Source organism: Mycobacterium sp. NPDC003449, assembly GCF_053588415.1.
This window is the reverse complement of record NZ_JBSFPX010000156.1, coordinates 1-18569: the sequence shown is the minus strand read 5'-3', so window position 1 is coordinate 18569 and position 18569 is coordinate 1. Positions and strand designations below refer to the sequence as shown.

The 18569-nt window shown below is 67.2% G+C and carries 13 protein-coding genes; 7 read left to right on the top strand and 6 right to left on the bottom strand.

What is annotated here, in order from left to right; genetic code table 11:
• The 3 genes from ACWDTP_RS29135 to ACWDTP_RS29125 form a co-directional block, all read left to right on the top strand.
• The coding region (locus ACWDTP_RS29135) for a glycosyltransferase family 39 protein (RefSeq protein ID WP_450026332.1) at positions 1 to 1528 on the top strand (1528 nt) is incomplete at its 5' end.
• A 109-nt stretch (positions 1529 to 1637) separates the two neighbouring features.
• The gene (locus ACWDTP_RS29130) at positions 1638 to 2906 is read left to right on the top strand and encodes a glycosyltransferase (RefSeq protein WP_450026338.1); all 1269 of its coding nucleotides are present in this window, start codon (positions 1638 to 1640) and stop codon (positions 2904 to 2906) included.
• Positions 2903 to 4831 (top strand): glycosyltransferase family 39 protein, encoded by a 1929-nt coding sequence (locus tag ACWDTP_RS29125; RefSeq protein WP_450026330.1) that lies wholly within the window; start codon positions 2903 to 2905, stop codon positions 4829 to 4831. The genes ACWDTP_RS29130 and ACWDTP_RS29125 overlap by 4 nt, the downstream gene beginning before the upstream one ends.
• Before the next feature lie 103 nt (positions 4832 to 4934).
• On the opposite strand, the gene ACWDTP_RS29120 is transcribed toward ACWDTP_RS29125, so the two are convergent.
• The 5 genes from ACWDTP_RS29120 to ACWDTP_RS29100 all read right to left on the bottom strand — a co-directional run bounded on the left by ACWDTP_RS29120 (position 4935) and on the right by ACWDTP_RS29100 (position 10862).
• Complete coding sequence (locus ACWDTP_RS29120; RefSeq protein WP_450026328.1) at positions 4935 to 6419, bottom strand: APC family permease; 1485 nt, start codon at positions 6417 to 6419, stop codon at positions 4935 to 4937.
• A 21-nt stretch (positions 6420 to 6440) separates the two neighbouring features.
• Entirely contained in the window at positions 6441 to 8174 is a 1734-nt protein-coding gene (locus tag ACWDTP_RS29115; RefSeq protein ID WP_450026326.1) for a phytoene desaturase family protein, read from the bottom strand.
• Positions 8171 to 8515: a hypothetical protein gene (locus tag ACWDTP_RS29110; RefSeq protein WP_450026324.1), complete on the bottom strand. Its 345-nt coding sequence runs from the start codon at positions 8513 to 8515 to the stop codon at positions 8171 to 8173. The genes ACWDTP_RS29115 and ACWDTP_RS29110 overlap by 4 nt, the downstream gene beginning before the upstream one ends.
• Positions 8516 to 8555: 40 nt before the next feature.
• Entirely contained in the window at positions 8556 to 9989 is a 1434-nt protein-coding gene (locus ACWDTP_RS29105; protein WP_450026322.1) for a gamma-aminobutyraldehyde dehydrogenase, read from the bottom strand.
• A gap of 195 nt (positions 9990 to 10184) precedes the next feature.
• On the bottom strand, positions 10185 to 10862 hold the full coding sequence (locus tag ACWDTP_RS29100) for a GntR family transcriptional regulator (RefSeq protein ID WP_450026320.1): 678 nt from the start codon (positions 10860 to 10862) through the stop codon (positions 10185 to 10187).
• A gap of 267 nt (positions 10863 to 11129) precedes the next feature.
• Here ACWDTP_RS29100 and ACWDTP_RS29095 point away from each other — a divergent pair, with 267 nt between their 5' ends.
• The 4 genes from ACWDTP_RS29095 to ACWDTP_RS29080 are packed head-to-tail and all read left to right on the top strand — an operon-like array spanning position 11130 to position 17996.
• Entirely contained in the window at positions 11130 to 12224 is a 1095-nt protein-coding gene (locus ACWDTP_RS29095; RefSeq protein ID WP_450026318.1) for a phosphotransferase, read from the top strand.
• Positions 12225 to 12256: 32 nt separating this feature from the next.
• Positions 12257 to 13576: an aspartate aminotransferase family protein gene (locus tag ACWDTP_RS29090; protein WP_450026336.1), complete on the top strand. Its 1320-nt coding sequence runs from the start codon at positions 12257 to 12259 to the stop codon at positions 13574 to 13576.
• A 46-nt stretch (positions 13577 to 13622) separates the two neighbouring features.
• Positions 13623 to 16502 carry an FAD-binding and (Fe-S)-binding domain-containing protein gene (locus ACWDTP_RS29085; protein ID WP_450026316.1) on the top strand — a complete coding sequence of 960 codons (2880 nt, stop codon included), beginning with the start codon at positions 13623 to 13625 and terminating at the stop codon, positions 16500 to 16502.
• A 9-nt stretch (positions 16503 to 16511) separates the two neighbouring features.
• Positions 16512 to 17996 (top strand): NAD-dependent succinate-semialdehyde dehydrogenase, encoded by a 1485-nt coding sequence (locus tag ACWDTP_RS29080; RefSeq protein ID WP_450026312.1) that lies wholly within the window; start codon positions 16512 to 16514, stop codon positions 17994 to 17996.
• 32 nt (positions 17997 to 18028) lie between these two features.
• Here the strand turns inward: ACWDTP_RS29080 and ACWDTP_RS29075 are convergent, their stop codons facing one another.
• Positions 18029 to 18418, bottom strand: a complete 390-nt coding sequence (locus ACWDTP_RS29075) for a PaaI family thioesterase (RefSeq protein WP_450026334.1) — start codon at positions 18416 to 18418, stop codon at positions 18029 to 18031.
• Positions 18419 to 18569 lie beyond the last annotated feature (151 nt).

Sequence of the window (18569 nt, the reverse complement as noted above, 5' to 3'; positions counted from 1 at the left end):
GGCGGGGGTGGCCGCGGTCGCGGTGCTCTACGCCGCGGTGCGCCGGGCGGCAGGCCCGGCCGCGGCGCTGCTGGCCGGCACGGTGCTGGCGCTGACCCCGGTGGCGGCTCTGATCTTCCGGTTCAACAATCCCGATGCGCTGCTGGTGCTGCTGCTCGTGGTTTCTGCCTACTGCGTGCAGCGCGGCATCGAAAAGGACTCCGGCCGTTGGTGGTTCGTCGCGGCCGGGGCGGCGGTCGGCTTCGGCTTCCTGGCCAAGATGCTGCAGGCGTTCCTGGTGGTGCCCGCGCTGGCGGCGACCGCCCTGGTGGCCGGTGACCGGTCACTCGGCAGACGCATCCTCGATATCCTGGCCGCGGGCGCCGCCCTGGCGCTCAGCGGCGGTTGGTATCTGGTACTGGTCGAGCTGTGGCCGGCCTCGGCGCGGCCCTACATCGGCGGGTCGCAGAACGACAGCATCGTCGAACTGGCATTGGGCTACAACGGTTTCGGCAGGCTGACCGGGGACGAGACCGGCGGGCTGGGCAACCTCGACTTCGACGTGGGGCCCGGGCGGCTGTTCGGCTCGCAGATGGGCGCCGATATCGGCTGGCTGCTCCCGGCCGCGGTGATTCTGCTGGCCGCCGGACTCTATCTGACCCGGCGCGCGGCGCGCACCGACCGCACCCGCGCGGCGCTCATCCTGTGGGGCGGCTGGCTGTTGATCACCGCCGCCGTGTTCAGCTTCATGAACGGCATCGTGCACCCGTACTACACCGTGGCGCTCGCCCCGGCGGTCGGCGCCGTCGTCGGCATCGGCGCGACGCTGCTGTGGCGGCGGCGCACCGAGTTGTGGGCCGCGACCGCGATGGCAGGCGCGGTCCTGGTGACCACGGTGCTCGCGGCCGTGCTGTTGGCGCGCCAGGACGATCCGTTCCCGTGGCTGCGGGGTGGCGTGGCCGTCGGAGGAGTGGGCGCCGCCGTGCTGCTCCTGGTGGTGGCCCGGCTGGACCGCCCGGTCGCGCGGATGGCTGCCGTGCTGGCCGCAATCGCCTGCCTGGCCGGCCCGGCCGCCTATTCCGTGGCCACCGCGGCGAGCCCACATCACGGTGCGGTGCCGTCGGTCGGCTCGGCGCGCGGCGACGGATTCGGCGGATTCGGCGGCCTGTTCGATGCGCCCGATCCCGGGGACACCCTGACCGCGATGCTGTCCAGCGACACCGGCCGCTATACCTGGGCGGCCGCGGTGGTGGGTTCGACCAATGCGGCGGGCTATCAATTGGCCACCGGCGCACCGGTGATGGCGGTCGGCGGATTCAACGGCACCGACCCGGCACCCACTCTCGGCGAATTCGAGCAGCTGGTCGCCGAACGGCGGATCCACTACTTCATCGGCGGGCGGGGCATGCTGGGCGCATTCGGCGGACACCCGGTGACCGGCAGCCGTGCGGCCGCCGACATCGCCGCATGGGTCGAGGCCAACTACACCCCGGTCACCGTCGACGGCGACACCATCTACGACCTCACCCAGCGTGCGACGAACACATAGCAGGCGCATAGCTTCGCCCCACGCCGATCACAACCCGCCGACCAACCATGGGGAGATGACAGAGATCGCCGAGCGCTACCACATCGAAGACACCGAAGACACCGACGACATGGTCGCCGGCCGGTTCCACTTCGCATCGCGCCCCAACGCCGCGGTGGCCGCACGGGCGGCCGGGGTCCCGGTGCTCGACGTGGTCGTGCCGGTGTACAACGAGCAAGCGGCCCTGGCGCATTCGGTGCGACGGCTGCACAGCTATCTGCGGGAGAACTTCGCGATGCCGACCCGCATCACCATCGCCGACAACGCCAGCGTCGACGACACGCCGCGGATCGCGGCGGCGCTGGCCGCCGAACTCGACGGTGTGCGGGTGATCCGGCTGGAGCAGAAGGGCCGCGGACGCGCGCTGCACGCCGTGTGGTCTGCCTCCGACGCCCCGATCCTGGCCTATATGGACGTCGACCTCTCGACCGGTCTCACCGCGCTGGCACCGCTGGTCGCGCCGCTCATCTCCGGTCACTCGGATCTGGCGATCGGCACCCGGCTGGGCCGGGGCTCCCGGGTGATTCGGGGCGCCAAGCGCGAGTTCATCTCCCGCTGCTACAACCTCATTCTCAAGTCCACGCTGTCCGCCCGGTTCTCCGACGCCCAGTGCGGGTTCAAGGCCATCCGGGCCGATGTGGCCGCGCGGCTGCTGCCGTACGTCGCGGACACTGGATGGTTCTTCGACACCGAACTGCTGGTGCTGGCCGAACGCAGTGGCCTGCGCATCCACGAGGTGCCGGTCGACTGGGTCGACGATCCGGACAGCCGGGTCGACATCGTGGCCACCGCGACCGCCGACCTCAAGGGTATCGGCCGGTTGTTGCGCGGGTTCGCCAACGGGTCGATTCCGGTGAATACCATTTCGGCCCAACTGGGTTCGTCGCGGAACACGGCCCCGCCGGGATCGTTGCTGCGCCAGGTGGTGCGATTCGGCGCGATCGGTGTGGTGTCCACCCTGGCCTATCTGGTGCTGTTCATGGCGCTGCGGGCCGGTCTCGGCGCGCAGGCGGCGAACCTGATCGCCCTGCTGCTCACCGCGATCGGCAATACCGCGGCCAACCGGCGATTCACCTTCGGCATCTCCGGTTCCGGCAATGTCACCCGCCACCACCTGGAAGGGCTGACCGTGTTCGCGATCGCCCTGACCATCACCAGCGGGTCGCTGGGCCTGCTGCACGTGCTGGCCCCGGTGCCGCACCGCGCGGTCGAACTGGGTGTGCTGGTCGCGGCGAATCTGCTGGCCACCGTCGTCCGCTTCGTGCTGCTGCGCGGCTGGGTGTTCCATCCGGCCCGGGCCCGGCGCGCCACCTCCGAACCGAAAGACGCAACGCTATGACGACTCTCACCGATCCCGGCCCGGACACCGCGATGGCGCCGCGACCTCCCGGCGCCGGGCGGACCCGTTGGGTCCGGCCCGCCTACTGGGCGCTGCTGGCCGGCACCGCGGTGCTCTACCTGTGGGGCCTCGGTTCCTCCGGGTGGGCCAACAGCTACTACGCGGCCGCCGCGCAGGCGGGCACCCTGTCGTGGAAAGCCTGGCTGTTCGGGTCACTCGACGCGGGCAACGCCATCACGGTGGACAAACCGCCCGCGGCGATGTGGGCCATGGTCCTGTCCGGAAGGTTGTTGGGCTTCAACGAATTCACCATGCTGCTGCCGCAGGCCCTGATGGGCGTCGCCGCCGTCGCGGTGCTCTACGCCGCGGTGCGGCGGACCAGCGGGCCGGGCGCGGGCCTGATCGCCGGTGCGGCGCTGGCCCTGACCCCGGTCGCCACCTCGATGTTCCGCTACAACAATCCCGACGCGCTGCTGGTGCTGCTGCTGGTGGTGGCCGCCTACTGTGTGGTGCGGGCGATCGGGCCGGTGCCGGTCAGGTCAAGCACCCGCTGGATGGTGCTGGCCGGGGTGGCGCTGGGCTTCGCCTTCCTGACCAAGATGTTGCAGGCCTTCCTGGTCGTGCCCGGCCTGGCACTGGCGTTCCTGGTGGCCGCACCCGCGGCGTCGGTGGCCCGGCGGTTCGGCACCGTTGTGTTCGGTGGTCTGGCGATGGCCGTCTCGGCCGGGTGGTACATCGCGCTGGTGGCGCTGTGGCCGGCCGGCACACGGCCCTATATCGCCGGCTCGTCGGACAACAGCCTGCTGCAATTGGCGTTCGGCTACAACGGGATCGACCGCATCGTCGGGCAGAACCAGCCGGGCGGTGGCGGCGGTCCCGGTGGCCCGGGTGGCCCGGGCGGTGGCGGGCCGAACCTATTCTTCGGCGGTGAGTCCGGCATCGGCAGGATGTTCGGGCAGTCGATGGGCACCGAGGCGTCATGGCTGCTCCCGGTCGCCCTGATCGGACTGGTGGTGGTGCTGTGGCTGACCCGCCGGACCGCGCGCACCGCAGGGGTCCGGGCCGCGGCGCTGCTGTGGGGCGGCTGGCTGTTGGTCACCGCGGCCGTGTTCAGCTTCATGGACGGCACGATTCACCCGTACTACACGGTGGCGCTGGCCCCCGCGATCGCGGCCCTGGTCGGCATCTCGGTGGTCGAACTCTGGCGGCTGCGGTCGCATCTGGCCGCGCGGACGGTGTTGGCCCTGATGTCGGCGGGTACCGGCGGGTGGGCGTTCGCACTGCTGAGCCGTACCCCGGACTGGCTGCCCGCACTGCGCTGGATCCTGCTGATCGGCGCGATCCTGCTGGCCCTGGCGCTCGCGGTCGGCGCGCACCGGCCGGGTCGGGTCAGCGCGGCGGTGGCGCTGGCCGCCGTGCTCGTCGGCCTTGGGGCCAGCGCCGCGTACTCAATCGAGACGGTGCTCAACGGCGGCGGCAGTGGCCCGATGGCGATCGCCGGACCCAAACGGGACTGGGGCTTCGGTGGTCCCGGTGGCCCGGGTGGGCATGGCGGTCCGCCGGGATTCGGCAGGACCGACGACGCGGCGCTCGGCGAACTGCTGGTCGGCCTCGACAATCGGTGGGCGGCAGCCAGTGTCGGCTCGATGATGGTCAGCGACCTGGAACTCAAGACCGGCGCCTCGCTGATGGCGATCGGTGGCTTCACCGGCGGTGACAACTCACCGACCCTGTCCCAGTTCCAGCAGTACGTCGCCAACGGAGAGGTCCGGTATTTCTTCGATCGCCCGGCCGGTGGCCACGGCGGCCCGCCGCACGATCAGGGCGGCAGTGCCGGTGAGATCACCTCATGGGTGAAGCAGCACTTCACCGGGACTCAGCGGGGCGGAATCACCGTCTACGACCTGCAGGCCCCGCAGCGCTGAGCACCTTTCTCCCGCACGTTTCTCCCGCACGTTTCTCGCCGAGCAGACGCGCCGGTACCCGCTTTTCGCACTTTTCGGGTACGCGGGCGTCTGCTCGGCGGGGTTAAACGCGGTCGCCCAGCGTGGAGTTCAGCTGCGCATACCGTTGCGGTGAGCGCGCTTTGATGATGTAGGCGCCGATGATCCCGATGACCAGCGAGGCGAACAGCATGGTGGTGAAGGAGACCTGCAGCCAGCCGCCTCCACCCAGCAGAACGTCCATCCCGGTCACCGCGTACCAGAGGAACGGCAGCAGGCCTGCGATACCCAGCAGGGGCGCGATGAACGTATTCCACGGTCGTTTGTCCACAGCGGAGCGCCGGAAGAAGACGAAGATGGCGATACTGGCGATGGTCTGCAGCAGGATGATCGCTGCCGCACCGACACCCGTCCACCAGGTGAACAGCGTTGTGTAGGGATCCAGGCCGACGACGGCGAAGATCGCCACCACGATCGCGACCATGGTGATCTGGACGTAGCACGCCAGCGCGGGTGAGTGCCGTCTCGGGTGGGTGGTGCCCAGCCGCGACCAGATGACGCCTTGGCGGCCAAGGGAGTAGAGGTAACGGGCGACGTTGTTGTGGAAGGTCAGGATGGCCGCGAACAGGCTGGTGATGACCAGCAATTGGAATGCCTCGGTGCCGAGATGGCCGAGCACACTGTCGCTCACCGCGAAAACCAGGTTGCCGCCTTCTGTTTCGGCCAGTCCGACGACGTTGTCGACGCCAGCGGCGTTGACGATCAGGAAAGCGGTGACAGCATAGAACACACCCATGAAGATCACCGATGTGTAGGTCGCGCGGGGAACGGTCCGCTTGGGGTCCTTGGCCTCTTCACCGTAGATGGCCGTGCCCTCGAACCCGATGAACGAGGCATGGGCGAACATCAGCGCGACACCGAGCGCTCCCGCGAAGACCGCCGAGGGGGCGAACGGCTGGAATGAATAGTCGCCGATGGGATTCGGCGAGTTGATCAGGATGCCGATGTTGAGGACCAGGATGACGCCCGTCTCCAGGGTCAGTAGCACGGCGAGCACGCGCGCCCCGGCATGGATCTGCCGAACACCGAGGAACAGCGAGGCTCCCATCGCCAGGAACGAGAACACCCACCACGGAATGTCGGCACCGCTGTGCCTGTTCACGAATTCCGCTGCGTAGTAACCAAAGCCGCCGATGACCCCGAGCTGGATCGCGTTGTAGGCGAAGATCGCCAGGGAGGCCGAGCCGAGTCCCATCGGCCTCCCCAGGCCCCGGGTTATGAAGGCGTAGAACGCGCCCGCGTTGGTGATGTGTTTGCTCATCGCGACGTAGCCGACCGCGAACACGGTCAGCACCGTGGCGACCAGGACGAACGCACCTGCGATGCCGACCCCGTTCCCGGAGCCGATGATCACCGGGAACAGCGCCACCACGACGGTCAGCGGCGCGGCGGCAGCCACGACGAAGAATACGATGCCTAGAACGCCGATCTGATTGCGCGCCAACCCCGCTGCACCGTCGGGTGAGTCTTTCACGGTCGCCAGCGGGGTGGGGTCGTCGTGTTGGAGCATGGCAGATCCTTACTCGTGGGGTCAGCGGGTGGTTTTGCTACGAGCAGCGAATTTGACGACGTTGCGCAGCGCCGGGCTGGTCGCGACGGTGTAGCCGAGCTTCTTGCCGGCCTTGGTGCCCATGACGGTTTCCATCGCCCGGTCGATGACCCCCGCTTTCGGTGCCGGACCGACGCGCTGGGCAGTCGGCGCGGGCGTCCCGTTCAGGTCGGCGATGACAACCTGTGCGGCGTTGTGTCCGTTGGCGCCCATCACACCGCCGCCGGGGTGGGTGCCCGATCCGCAGAGGTAGTATCCGTCCACAGTGGTCCGGTAATCGGCCAGCTCCGGGGTGGGCCGGTTGTTGAACAGCTGGTCGAAGAACATCGACCCGTGGAAGATGTTGCCGCCGGTCAGGCCGTAGTCACGCTCGAGGTCCTTGGGGGTGATGATGACCCGCTCCAGAATGTGTCCACGCAGGTTCGGTGCGTATTTGAACAGCACTTCGAGCACTCGGTCGGCCCAGTCCTCGCGGATGGTGTCCCAGTCGGTACCGGCCAGCTCGAACGGAAGTTGCTGCACACCAAGGGTCATGGTGTGTTTGCCCTTCGGGGCCAGGGTGGAGTCATGGGTGGACTGAATGACCGCCTCGATGACGAAGTCGTCGGGGATCTCGCCGCGACGCTCCGCCTCCCACGCCCGCTCGAAGTTCTCGATCGATGCGCCCATGATCGCCTGCGCCTGGTGCTGGGGGCCCTGCACTCCGGCGGGGAATCCGATGTAATCGGGGAGTTCGTCGATCAGCAGGTGGATGCGCGCCATCGAGCCGCGGGCATCGTACTCCCGCATCTTGGCCTTTAGCTTGGCGTCGATGGCATCGGCCGGAAGCAGCTGCAGCATCGAGCGCTGCGGATCGGCGTTGGAGATCACGGTGCGTGCCGAGATGACCTCGCCGCCGGCCAGTTTGACGCCGGTCGCCTTGCCCTTGGTCACCACCACCTGCTTGACCGGTGAGCTCAGCCGGATCTCCGCGCCGTGGGCTTCGGCGCTGCGGGCCATCGCCTGGGTGATGCCGCCCATGCCACCCTTGACGAAGCCCCACTGGCCGAGCGTGCCCTTGAACTCGCCCACGGAGTGATGCCCGTAGACGTAGCCGGTGCCAGGTGTGGACGGTCCACCCCATACCGAGATCATCCCGAAAAAGGTGAAAAGGCCCTTGATGTGTTCATTTTCGAAGTACCGGTCCAGCAGATCCTTGGTCGACAGCAGAACCATTTCGTTGAACAGGTCCTCCGCACCGGCGGCCTCGAACGCGGCCAGCACCTGCGAGCGGCTCGGAGCCGGCGACATCAGGAACGGCGTCAGGATGGACGCGAACTTCTTGACCCGCAGACCGAAGTCCAGGAAGGCGCCGGCGTCGGTCTTGGAGAACTTCTCGATCTCCTTGAGCGTCTTGTCCATGTCCTTCCAGACGAAGAGGTGGCTGCCGTCGGGGAAGATGCTCACCTCGTTGGCCTCGGTCTGGTACATCTCCAAGCCGTAGCGCTCGAGTTCGAGGTCGGCGATGATCTCCGGTCGCAGCAGGCTGGCGATGAACGCACAGGACGACCAGGTGGTACCGGGGATCAGTTCCTCACTGGTACAGGCTCCGCCGACGACGTCGCGGGCCTCGACGACGAGGACCTTCTTGCCGGCCCTGGCTAGATAACCGGCAGTGATGAGGCCGTTGTGGCCGGCGCCGATGACGATCGCGTCGTAGGTGGTGGTGTTACTCATCGCGGTTCTCCGGAAATGGCGTTGGTGAAATACGTGCGGACGGTGGCCGGGTCGACGAGTGCGTCGAACCCCTCGATGACGGGCTTCAGAGTGGGGTGGTTGTCGCGCAGTTGTTCCCAGTCCGTCCAGTCGCTGACCTCCATGATCTCCAGAATGTCCGCGGGAGCTCCGTCAGGGGCGTCGTTGACGCGAAACGCTTCGAACCGGCGGACGATGTCACCGTGAGCCAGGCATGTCGGCCGGTCCACCTCGGTGGAGAAGCGCTCGAACTCGGCCGGGTCGACGCCTGGCAACATCGAGAACAGGTTTACCGCGACGACGGGGCGGCGGGGGTCAGTCATGACGGGATGCTCCAAAAATGTTGAAATAGTGGTGATCTGATCAGGATTCGAGATTGATCATGATGTGCTTGATCTCGGTGTACTCCTCGACGGAGTAGATCGACATATCGTTGCCATGGCCGGACTGCTTGAAGCCACCGTGCGGCATCTCCGAAACGATCGGCAGGTGGTCGTTGATCCACACCGTTCCGAACTGAAGTTTGCGCGCCGCGCGCATCGCCCGGCCGACATCCTTGGTGAACACCGAAGCCGCCAAGCCGTATTCGACGTCATTGGCCCATGCGAAGGCCTGCTCCTCGTCGGTGAACCGGGTGGTGGTGACGACCGGTCCGAAGACCTCTTTCTGGACGATCTCGGAGTCCTGCGCCGCGTCGATCAGCAGCGACGGCTTGTACCAGAAGCCGGGTCCGGTGCCGAGGCCGCCGACGGCCAGGCTGGCGGGCCCGGAGGCGGTGGCCCGATCCACGAAGCCGGCCACGCGGTCACGCTGCCGTTCGGAGATCACCGGGCCCATCTCCGTGGACTCAAGCTCGGGCCGGCCCATGGCGACTTTCCCGACGGCGCGGGTCAGTTCGGTGACGAACTCGTCGTAGATGCCGTCGGCGATGTACACCCGGGAGGCCGCCATGCAGTCCTGACCGGAGTTGCCGTAGCCGCCCTCGCAGATCTTCGTGATCGCCAGCTCGGCGTCACAGTCGTCGAACACCAGCACCGGCGCCTTGCCGCCCAATTCGAGGTGCAGGCGCTTCAGATTGTCGGCGCCGGCGCGGGCGACGACCTTACCCGTCGAGGTGTCGCCGGTCAGTGAGCTCATCCGCACCCGCGGGTGCGAGGTCAGGGCCGCGCCGACGGTGTCACCGTGGCCGGTGACGACGTTGAAGACACCCGGCGGGAACAGGTCGGCGGCCAGTTCCGCCAGCCGTAGGGTGCTCAACGGGGTTTGCTCACTGGGCTTGAGCACCAGCGTGTTTCCGGTCATCAGTGCCGGACAGATCTTCCAGATGGCCATGACCAGGGGGAAGTTCCACGGCGCCACGCTGCCGACGACGCCGAGCGGATCGCGCCGGATGATGCTGGTGTGTGTGGGGGAATACTCGCCCGCGGCCCGGCCCTCGAGCACGCGGGCGGCGCCGGCGAAGAACCGCATGTTGTCGACGCCGAAAGGAACTTCATCGCGAGCCACCGCGATCGGCTTGCCGACATTGCGGGACTCCAGCTGCGCGAACTCCTCCGCGTGCGACTCCAGCCGGTCTGCCAGCTTCAACAGCGCCTCGGCGCGGGTGCCCGGGGTGGTGGCTGCCCAGCCGTCGAATGCGTCTTCGGCGGCGGCCACCGCGCGGGCCACGTCCGCCGCGTCGCCCAGCGGCACGGTCGCGATCTGCTCGCCCGTAGCGGGGTTGATCACCGCTTCGGTCGCGCCGCCGGCGGCGGGAACACGCTCGCCCGCGACGTACATGAGCTCGCTGTCTGCCATGTGAAGGTTCTCCAAACCGGAGCCGACGATTCGTTGCGGCGCCGTGTCCTAGTGTTGAACAGTTGACATGGAGAACTTAAGCACAGCAGTGAGACGTGCGCAACATAAACGGATCCGAAATCGTGATCTGAGGGCGTGCGGGACGTGGCGCGGTGGCAGAAAAGCCGAACCCGCGGGCCGAACGTGGGGTTTTGGTCAGCCGGCCGTGCGCGCGGCGAGGATCTTGCGCACTTCATCCCGGTTCTCGGTGATGATCTCGGCGATCGTGTTCCGCGCGAGCTCCGGGTCTCGCGATGCGAACGCGGTGACGATGCGCTGATGCTCATCCAGCAGGCCCGAACCGGTCTCGTACTCGTGGTGATCGAGGTTCAGCACGAGCAGGAAGTAGCGGAGGTCGGCGAGCAACTCGGAGTAGAACTTGTCCAGGCGGGGGCTGTTCATCACGCCGACGATCGCCCGGTGGATCGCGAGATCCTTGTCGACAATCGTGCGCGGATCCTCGGTCAGCAGAGCCGCTTTGAACTCTTCCATCGCCGTGATGAGTGGCAGCAGGTCGGTCTTGGAATTCAGCGACGTCGCGGCGGCGGTTTCCAGGTGCAGCCGGGCGCGGTAGATGTCGAGGATCTCGTCATCGGACGGATCCCACACGACCAGGCCGCGATTGAAGGTGTACTTCACGAGGCCCGTACCCTGCAGCAACCGGACCGCTTCCCGCACGGTGTTGCGCGATGTCCCCAAGGCGTCGGCCACGACGCTCTCCCGGATCCGCTCGCCGGGCTTGAGTTCGCCTTCCAGGATCATGTCCATCAGGCCGTCGGCGATCTGCTGCGCACTGCTGCGCCCGACGATGTGGATCCGATCTGCTACCGACATAGTTTGCATCGTACAACTGTTAAACAGCTATTACTCAAGGACGCGGGTAGTGATCGTGGCCGGATTCTGGACAGTTTTGCCCTAATGTTCTACAGTTGGTCGCAATCAGCTGTCCTGCTGGCACGCGGCAATCGAGTACGCATCCGATTGCGGTGACGTGTCGCCCGATCGCAAAGGAAACAGACTTCGGATGCCGTCAGCCTTGCCCAGCTCGGAAACTGCGACGCGATCACCGATGAGCTCCGGCTCGGCAACGGGATTGACGGCGTGACGATCGGCTCGGATGTCCTCGCGCAGATCGCACGGGAAAGCGCGCTCGAATCCGGCGTCGAACGGTTCCCGGAGGACCGGGTGGCCACCGAACTGAGGAGGCTGTACGGGCTGACGGGCCGGCTGAGCCGAATGCCCACCGAAAAGGACGACACCTTTCGGCTGGTGACCAGCGGGGGCCGATTCCTGGTCAAGATCGCACCGGCGGCCGAAGACTCCCGGATCGTCAATCTGCAGTCCGCGGTGATGCTGCATCTGGAGAAGTCCGCGGTCACGATCCCGGCCCAACGGTTGATCCGAGGCATCCACGATCAGATGGAGTCCTCGGTCATCGACCCCGGCGGAGAAAAGCGCATCATGCGGGTACTGAGCTACCTGGACGGTGATCTGCTCGCCGCATCGGCCCCGACGCCGGCTCAACTCGGCCGCGTGGGCGCGATGCTCGCCCGCATCGACACCGCGCTGAGCGATTGCCGTCATCCGTACGAATCGCGGCTTCTCATCTGGGATCTGAAGAACTTTCCGCATATGCGGCCACTGCTGGATTTCGTGACCGACCGGGACGACGAGGCCATGGCGGCGTGGGTGTTCGACCAGTTCGACGAGCATGTGGCCCCCCGCATCGCTGATCTGGAAACCCAGATGATCCACGGTGATTTCAGCCCCTTCAACGTCGTCGTCGATCCCGCCGTCGACGACTTCGTGACCGGTGTGATCGACTTCGGCGATGTGGTCCGCAGCCCCATCCTGTTCGAACTCAGTGTTGCGGTGGCGAACCAGATCGGTGTGGACCGGCACCGTCCGTGGGCCGGCTCGCTCGACCTCGTGCGCGGATACCGATCCGTGCGGCCGTTGCCGGACGACGTCGCGAAGCTGCTCGCCATCACCGGCCCCGCCCGGCTGCTGCTGCGGGCGCTGATCTTCGGCTGGCGCGCGACCGTTGACCCGCAGAGTCGGGACTACGGTCTGTCGCACTCGGCTCTCGACTGGACCAGGCTGCGGTGCGCACTGTCGATGCCGAAGCGCGCGGTCGAGGACATGCTGGCCGCCGCGGGCGTGACAGCCTCGCTGACAGGAAAGGACACCCAATGACCAAGGCATTCACGGCGAAAGCGTCCGAGCCCATGGTGAACGGGTTCGACAGATCGCGGACCGAGCAACTGCCCCCACGAACCCGGCAGCAGGTCGTCGATCGTGACCGTCTGTTGGGCCCCGGGTACCGGCTGTTCTACGAAGAGCCGGTGGAGATTGTGCGCGGGGACGGCACGCTCCTGTACGACGCGGACGGTAACGACTACCTCGATGTCTACAACAACGTGGCCAGCGTCGGACATTGTCATCCCTACGTTGCCGACGCCGTCCAGCGCCAGCTCACCACGCTGAACACCAACACGCGTTACATCCAGCAATCGATCCTGAACTACAGCGAGCAGTTTCTCGGCACCATGCCTGCCGAGCTCGGGCACATCATGTTCACCTGCACCGGTTCCGAGGCCAACGACCTCGCGATGCGGGTGGCGCGCTATTACACCGGAAACCAGGGCGTCATCGTCACCGCGGGCGCTTACCACGGCCTGACCTCCGATGTATCTGCCTTCTCGCCGTCCTTGGGCGTCGGTGTCCCGCTCGGGCCGCACGTGCGCACGATCAGCGCCCCGGACCGGCTGCGTCTCGGCGCCAACGAGGACCTCGGCGACGTCATGCGGAACGAGATCAAGGCGGCCATCGCGGATCTGGAGCGCCACGGGTTCGGTGTCGCGGCGTTCATCGCCGATATGATCTTCTCCTCGGACGGCATCTACGCCGACCCGGCAGGATTCCTCCAACCCGTCATCGAAGAGGTCCACGCCGCGGGCGGTCTGTTCATCGCCGACGAAGTGCAGCCGGGGTTCGGCCGTACCGGACAGCACTGGTGGGGTTTCCAGCGGCACGATCTGGTGCCCGACATCGTGACGACCGGCAAGCCCATGGGCAACGGCATTCCGGTCGCGGCAGCCATTTTCCGGCCCGAACTGCTGGTCGAGTTCGGCCGCAACATCCGGTATTTCAACACCTTCGGGGGAAACTCGGTGTCGATCGCGGCCGCCCAGGCCGTGCTGGACGTCATCAACAACGAAGATCTGATCGACAACGCCGAGAACGTCGGAAACTACATCCAGACCGAGATCAAGAAGCTCGCGGTGAACTACGACCAGATCGCCGAAGTCCGTGGCGCGGGGCTGTTCGTCGGCGTGGACATCGTGATCGATCGGGAGTCGAACACCCCCGACGGCGCCGCGACGATGCGGGTGGTCAACCACATGCGCAGGCGCCGAATCCTGATCTCAGCGTCGGGCCCGCGCGGCAGCGTTCTCAAGATCCGGCCCCCGCTGCCCTTCTCGATCCAGGACGCCGATCGCATGCTGCAGAATCTCGAACCTGTTCTGGCCGAGGAGCTTCATTGACCGATGCACTCTGGATCGGTTGCGAGCCAACTGGATCGCGCCGGTCATGACAGCGTTTTCACCCGGTGCCGACATTCTCGACCTGCTGGCGGGCAGCGACGTCGAGGTCGACGCCACCAGCAGACGCGTCGCCGAATACAGTTACGACGCGTCCAACTATCGTGTTCCACCGCTCGCGGTGGTCTTCCCCCGCAATCCGGAGCAGGTCAGTCGTGTCGTCGGCGCCTGCCACCGGGCAGGGGTGCCGATCATCGCCCGTGGTGGCGGAACATCGATGGCGGGCAATGCGATCGGGCGGGGCGTGGTCGTGGACCTCTCCCGGTACATGAACCGCGTCCTGGCGATCGATGCCGCCGGCTGTACGACCGATGTCGAGCCGGGGGTGGTGCTGGCCGATCTGTCTGCGGCGGTCGAACGCAGCACCGGCAATCAGCTGACGTTCGCACCGGATCCGTCGAGCAAGAACCGTGCCACCGTCGGCGGCTCGATCGGCAACGATGCCTGCGGCAATCATTCGGTTCGGTACGGGCGCACCGGCGACCATGTGGTGTCCCTCGATCTGGTGCTCGCCGACGGGACACGGGTCACCGCGACCCGGACCGGCCTGTACGCCACCGACGTCACCGATGCCGGTGCCGTCGCGCGGGCCGGTGAACTCACCGACGGCCTGCGGGCGCTGGCCGCGGAGTACCTTCCCGAATTTCGGCTGGAGCTCGGGCGCATCCCTCGCCAGGTCTCAGGGTTCCATCTGGCCAACCTGCTGCCGGAGAACGGCTTTGACGTCGCGCGGGCGATCGTGGGCAGTGAGGGCACGTGCGCGATCGTGGTCGGCGCCAGAATGCGACTGGTCGCCGTCCCGTCGTCGGCACTACTGCTGATCGTCGCCTATGACGACATCGTCGACGCCGCGCGGGATGTAGTGACCATCCTCAGGTACTCGCCGGCCGCGATCGAAGGCATCGACGAGCAGATCGTCGCCACGATGGCGGCCCGCCGCGGACCCGACGCGGTGTCCGAATTACCGGCCGGGCGGGCCTGGCTCTACGTCGACCTCGACGGTGCGGAGGAGGCCGCCGTCGCGTCGCAGGCCCGGCAGCTGATGGCTGACCTGAAGAGCAACGGCCGCGCGCTGGACTGCCGGGAGGTGCGCGACCCGGTCGAACGCAGGAAGCTGTGGCGGATTCGGGAGGACGGGGCAGGACTGTCCTCGCGCCTGGAACTGGCCGACGGTCGCAGCGTCACGTCGTGGCCCGGTTGGGAGGACTCGGCCGTCGCCCCGGAGAACCTCGCCGACTATCTCGCCGACTTCCGGCTGCTGCTCGACCAGTACAACCTGATCGGTGTGATGTACGGCCACTTCGGGGCCGGCTGCATGCACATCCGCATCACGTTCGATCAACGGACATCCGAAGGCCGGCAGGTGATGTCGTCCTTCCTCACCGCCGCGGCCCGGCTGGTGGTCAAGCACGGTGGCACACTGTCGGGGGAGCACGGTGACGGCAGGGCCCGTTCACAACTTCTGCCCGAGATGTACTCACCGACGATCATGCAGGCCTTCGCGAAGTTCAAGCGCCTGTTCGATCCCGCCGACATTCTCAACCCGGGCATGATCATCGACCCCGAGCCGGTCACCGACAATCTCGCCCTCGCCGATATCCCGGTGTTGCCATGGCGGACGACGTTCGCGCTACCCGACGACGGTTCGTTCGCAGGAGCGGTGCAGCGCTGTATCGGCGTGGGGCGCTGCCGGTCTCATGGCACCGGAGTCATGTGCCCGAGCTATCGGGCCACCGGAGACGAAAAGGACTCCACCCGCGGCCGCGCCCGGGTACTGCAGGACATGGTGCGCGGTGCGCGCAGCGTCGAAGAGGGCTGGGCATCCACCGATGTGCGGGAGGCTCTGGACCTCTGCCTGTCGTGCAAGGCGTGCTCATCGGATTGTCCGACCGGCGTTGACATGGCGACCTACAAGGCGGAGTTCTTCGACCACTACTACCGTGGCCGGCTCCGTCCCGTCGCGCATTACTCGCTGGGATGGCTGCCCCGGTGGCTCACCCTGACCTCGCGCGCCGCCCCGCTGGTCAACGCCGTCCTCGCCAGCCCGCTGCGATCGACGGGTTTACGTCTCGGCGGATTGACGGCTGAGCGCCCGCTGCCGCGGTTCGCGTCGCGGCGTCAACTGCGCGACGAACTCGGGCCACACCGTACGGGATCCGGTGATGTGGTGCTGCTCGTCGACTCCTTCACCAAGGGCTTCAGGCCCAAGGTGGCCGGGGCCGCCGCCCGAGTCGTCGAGGCGGCCGGGCACCACCCGGAGATCCGCACCGACGTGTGCTGCGGATTGACCTGGATCTCCACCGGCCAGCTCCGGCAGGCCCGGAGACGGTTGTCGCGCACGGCTACGGCGCTCGACGACGGATCGGACCGGCCCATCGTCGTCACCGAGCCCAGCTGCGCGGCGGCGCTGCGCGCCGATCTGCCCGAGCTGGTCGACAGCCCGGCGGCGCATCGGGTGGCGCGTCGGGTGCGTAGTTTCGCCGAACAGGTCCTCGCTCAGATCGACGCCGGGTGGAGGCCCACCGCAACCCTCCCGCAGCAGGTGACCGTGCAGACCCACTGTCACGAGTACGCGGTGTTCGGGCCCGTGACGCAGCGCCGGGTGCTGGAAGCCGTCGGAATTTCGGAGATTCGCGAGGCGAACGGATGTTGCGGCGTGGCAGGTAATTTCGGATTCGAGCGCCAGCACTACGATGTCAGTATGGCCGTTGCCGAGCAGGCCTTGGCGCCGGCGTTGCGGGCCGACCCGACCGCTGCGGTACTCACCGACGGATTCAGTTGCCATATGCAGGCCCGGCAGCTGACCGACAACCCCACACCGAGCGCGTCGTCACACCTCGCGCAGATTCTCGACCCCGGTCCCCGATAGGAGCTACCAATGACCGCAACGACCTCGATTACGCCACGCACCGGGATCGCCTCGATCCCGACCGGCTTGTTCATCGGCGGGCACTGGCGAGACGCGGTCGGTGGCAAGGTCTTCGACGTGGAGAACCCGGCGACCGGTGAGGTGCTGGCCGCCGTCGCCGATGCAGGACCGGCGGACGGTGACGAGGCCCTCGCGGCGGCTGTCGCCGCACAACCCGCGTGGGCGCGCACCGCGCCGCGGTACCGCAGTGAGATTCTGCGCCGTGCGTTCGATCTGGTGATGGCGCGGCAGGACTGGCTGGCCGAGGTGATGACCTCGGAGATGGGTAAGCCGCTGGCCGAAGCCAAGGGAGAAGTGGCATACGCCGCCGAATTCCTGCGCTGGTTCTCCGAGGAGGCGGTCCGGATCTCCGGTGACCACACCACGACCGGAGACGGGACCAATCGGATCATCGTCACCCGCGAGCCCGTGGGACCGTGTGTGCTGATCACGCCGTGGAACTTCCCGCTGGCCATGGGAACCCGCAAGATCGCGCCCGCGGTCGCGGCCGGCTGCACCATGGTCCTCAAGCCGGCACCCCAGACCCCGCTGACCTCACTGGCGCTGGCTGCGGTGTTCCAGGAGGCCGGTCTGCCCGACGGCGTCCTCAACGTCGTGAACACCACCGACGCGGCGACCGTGGTCGAGCGCTGGATGAACAGCGGTAAAGCGCGCAAGGTCAGCTTCACCGGCTCAACCGCGGTGGGCAAACTGCTGCTGCGCCAGGCCGCCGAGACGGTGATGCGGTCATCGATGGAACTGGGTGGCAACGCGCCCTTCATCGTGTGCGCGGACGCCGATATCGACGTCGCCGTCGACGGCGCGATGGCGGCCAAGATGCGCAATATGGGCGAGGCCTGTACGGCAGCCAACCGCATGTATGTCCATCGCGACGTCGCCGCGGCGTTCTCCGAACGGCTCGCCGAGCGGATGGCGGCCCTGCGGGTCGGCGATGGGCTCGACAGCGGGACGCAGGTCGGGCCGCTGATCGACTCGGCCGGGCGCGCCAAGGTGCAGCGGCTGGTTGACGACGCGCTCGGCCGCGGCGCGACGGCGCTGACGGGTGGACGGGTGCCGGACGGGCCCGGCTACTTCTATCCGCCGACCGTGCTCGCCGATGTATCCCCGGAGTCTGAACTGATGACCACGGAGGTGTTCGGTCCGGTGGCACCGGTCATTCCGTTCGATGACGAGGACGAGATGATCACCCGCGCCAACGACACCGATTGGGGCCTGGTCGGATATGTCTTCAGCCAGGACATCGACCGCGCGTTCGACCTGAGCGAGCGTCTGGAGGTCGGCATGGTGGGAGTCAACAACGGGGTGGTGTCCAATCCGGCAGCACCCTTCGGCGGGGTGAAGCAGTCCGGCCTTGGCCGTGAGGGCGGCAAGGTCGGCATCGACGAATTCCTTGAGTACAAGTATCTTTCGGTGCCGCGGCGTAAGGGAAGCTGAAGCCGAACGGCCCGGCGCTACGCACGCGCGTTTCAGCCGACCTTGTAGGTGGCGATCGCCTTGGCGACCGGCGCACCGGCCGGGGTGCCGACGTCGACCTCGACGTTCACCAGCGACCGCCCGCGGTGCAGGACCCGGCCGACGCCGATCAGATCGGTGGCCCGGGCCGGAGCCAGATACTGCACCGACATCGAAACAGTCACCCCGCGAAGGGAATCCGGAACCTCGGCCCCCACCCACGCCGTCGCCATCACGGTGACGTCGGCCAGGGTGGCGATCGCCCCGCCGTGCACCATATCGCCGAGCGTGACGTTGGACGGATCCCACGGCAGCCGCAGGCGCACCTCGGGTTCGTCGAGCTGCTCGGCGATGATGCCGAGCTTGGCGACGAACGGTGACTGCGGGAGGAACTGCGCCATCACATCGGAACCGGACTGGGTCATAGGCTTGAAGCCTGCCGCCCGGGTGCGGGCGATTCAATTACCTCCCGGGTAATCACCGCATGCCCCCTTCCTCGGCGAGCAGACGCGGAGGTACCCGGAACGGGCGCGTACCGGGTACCGGCGTGTCTGC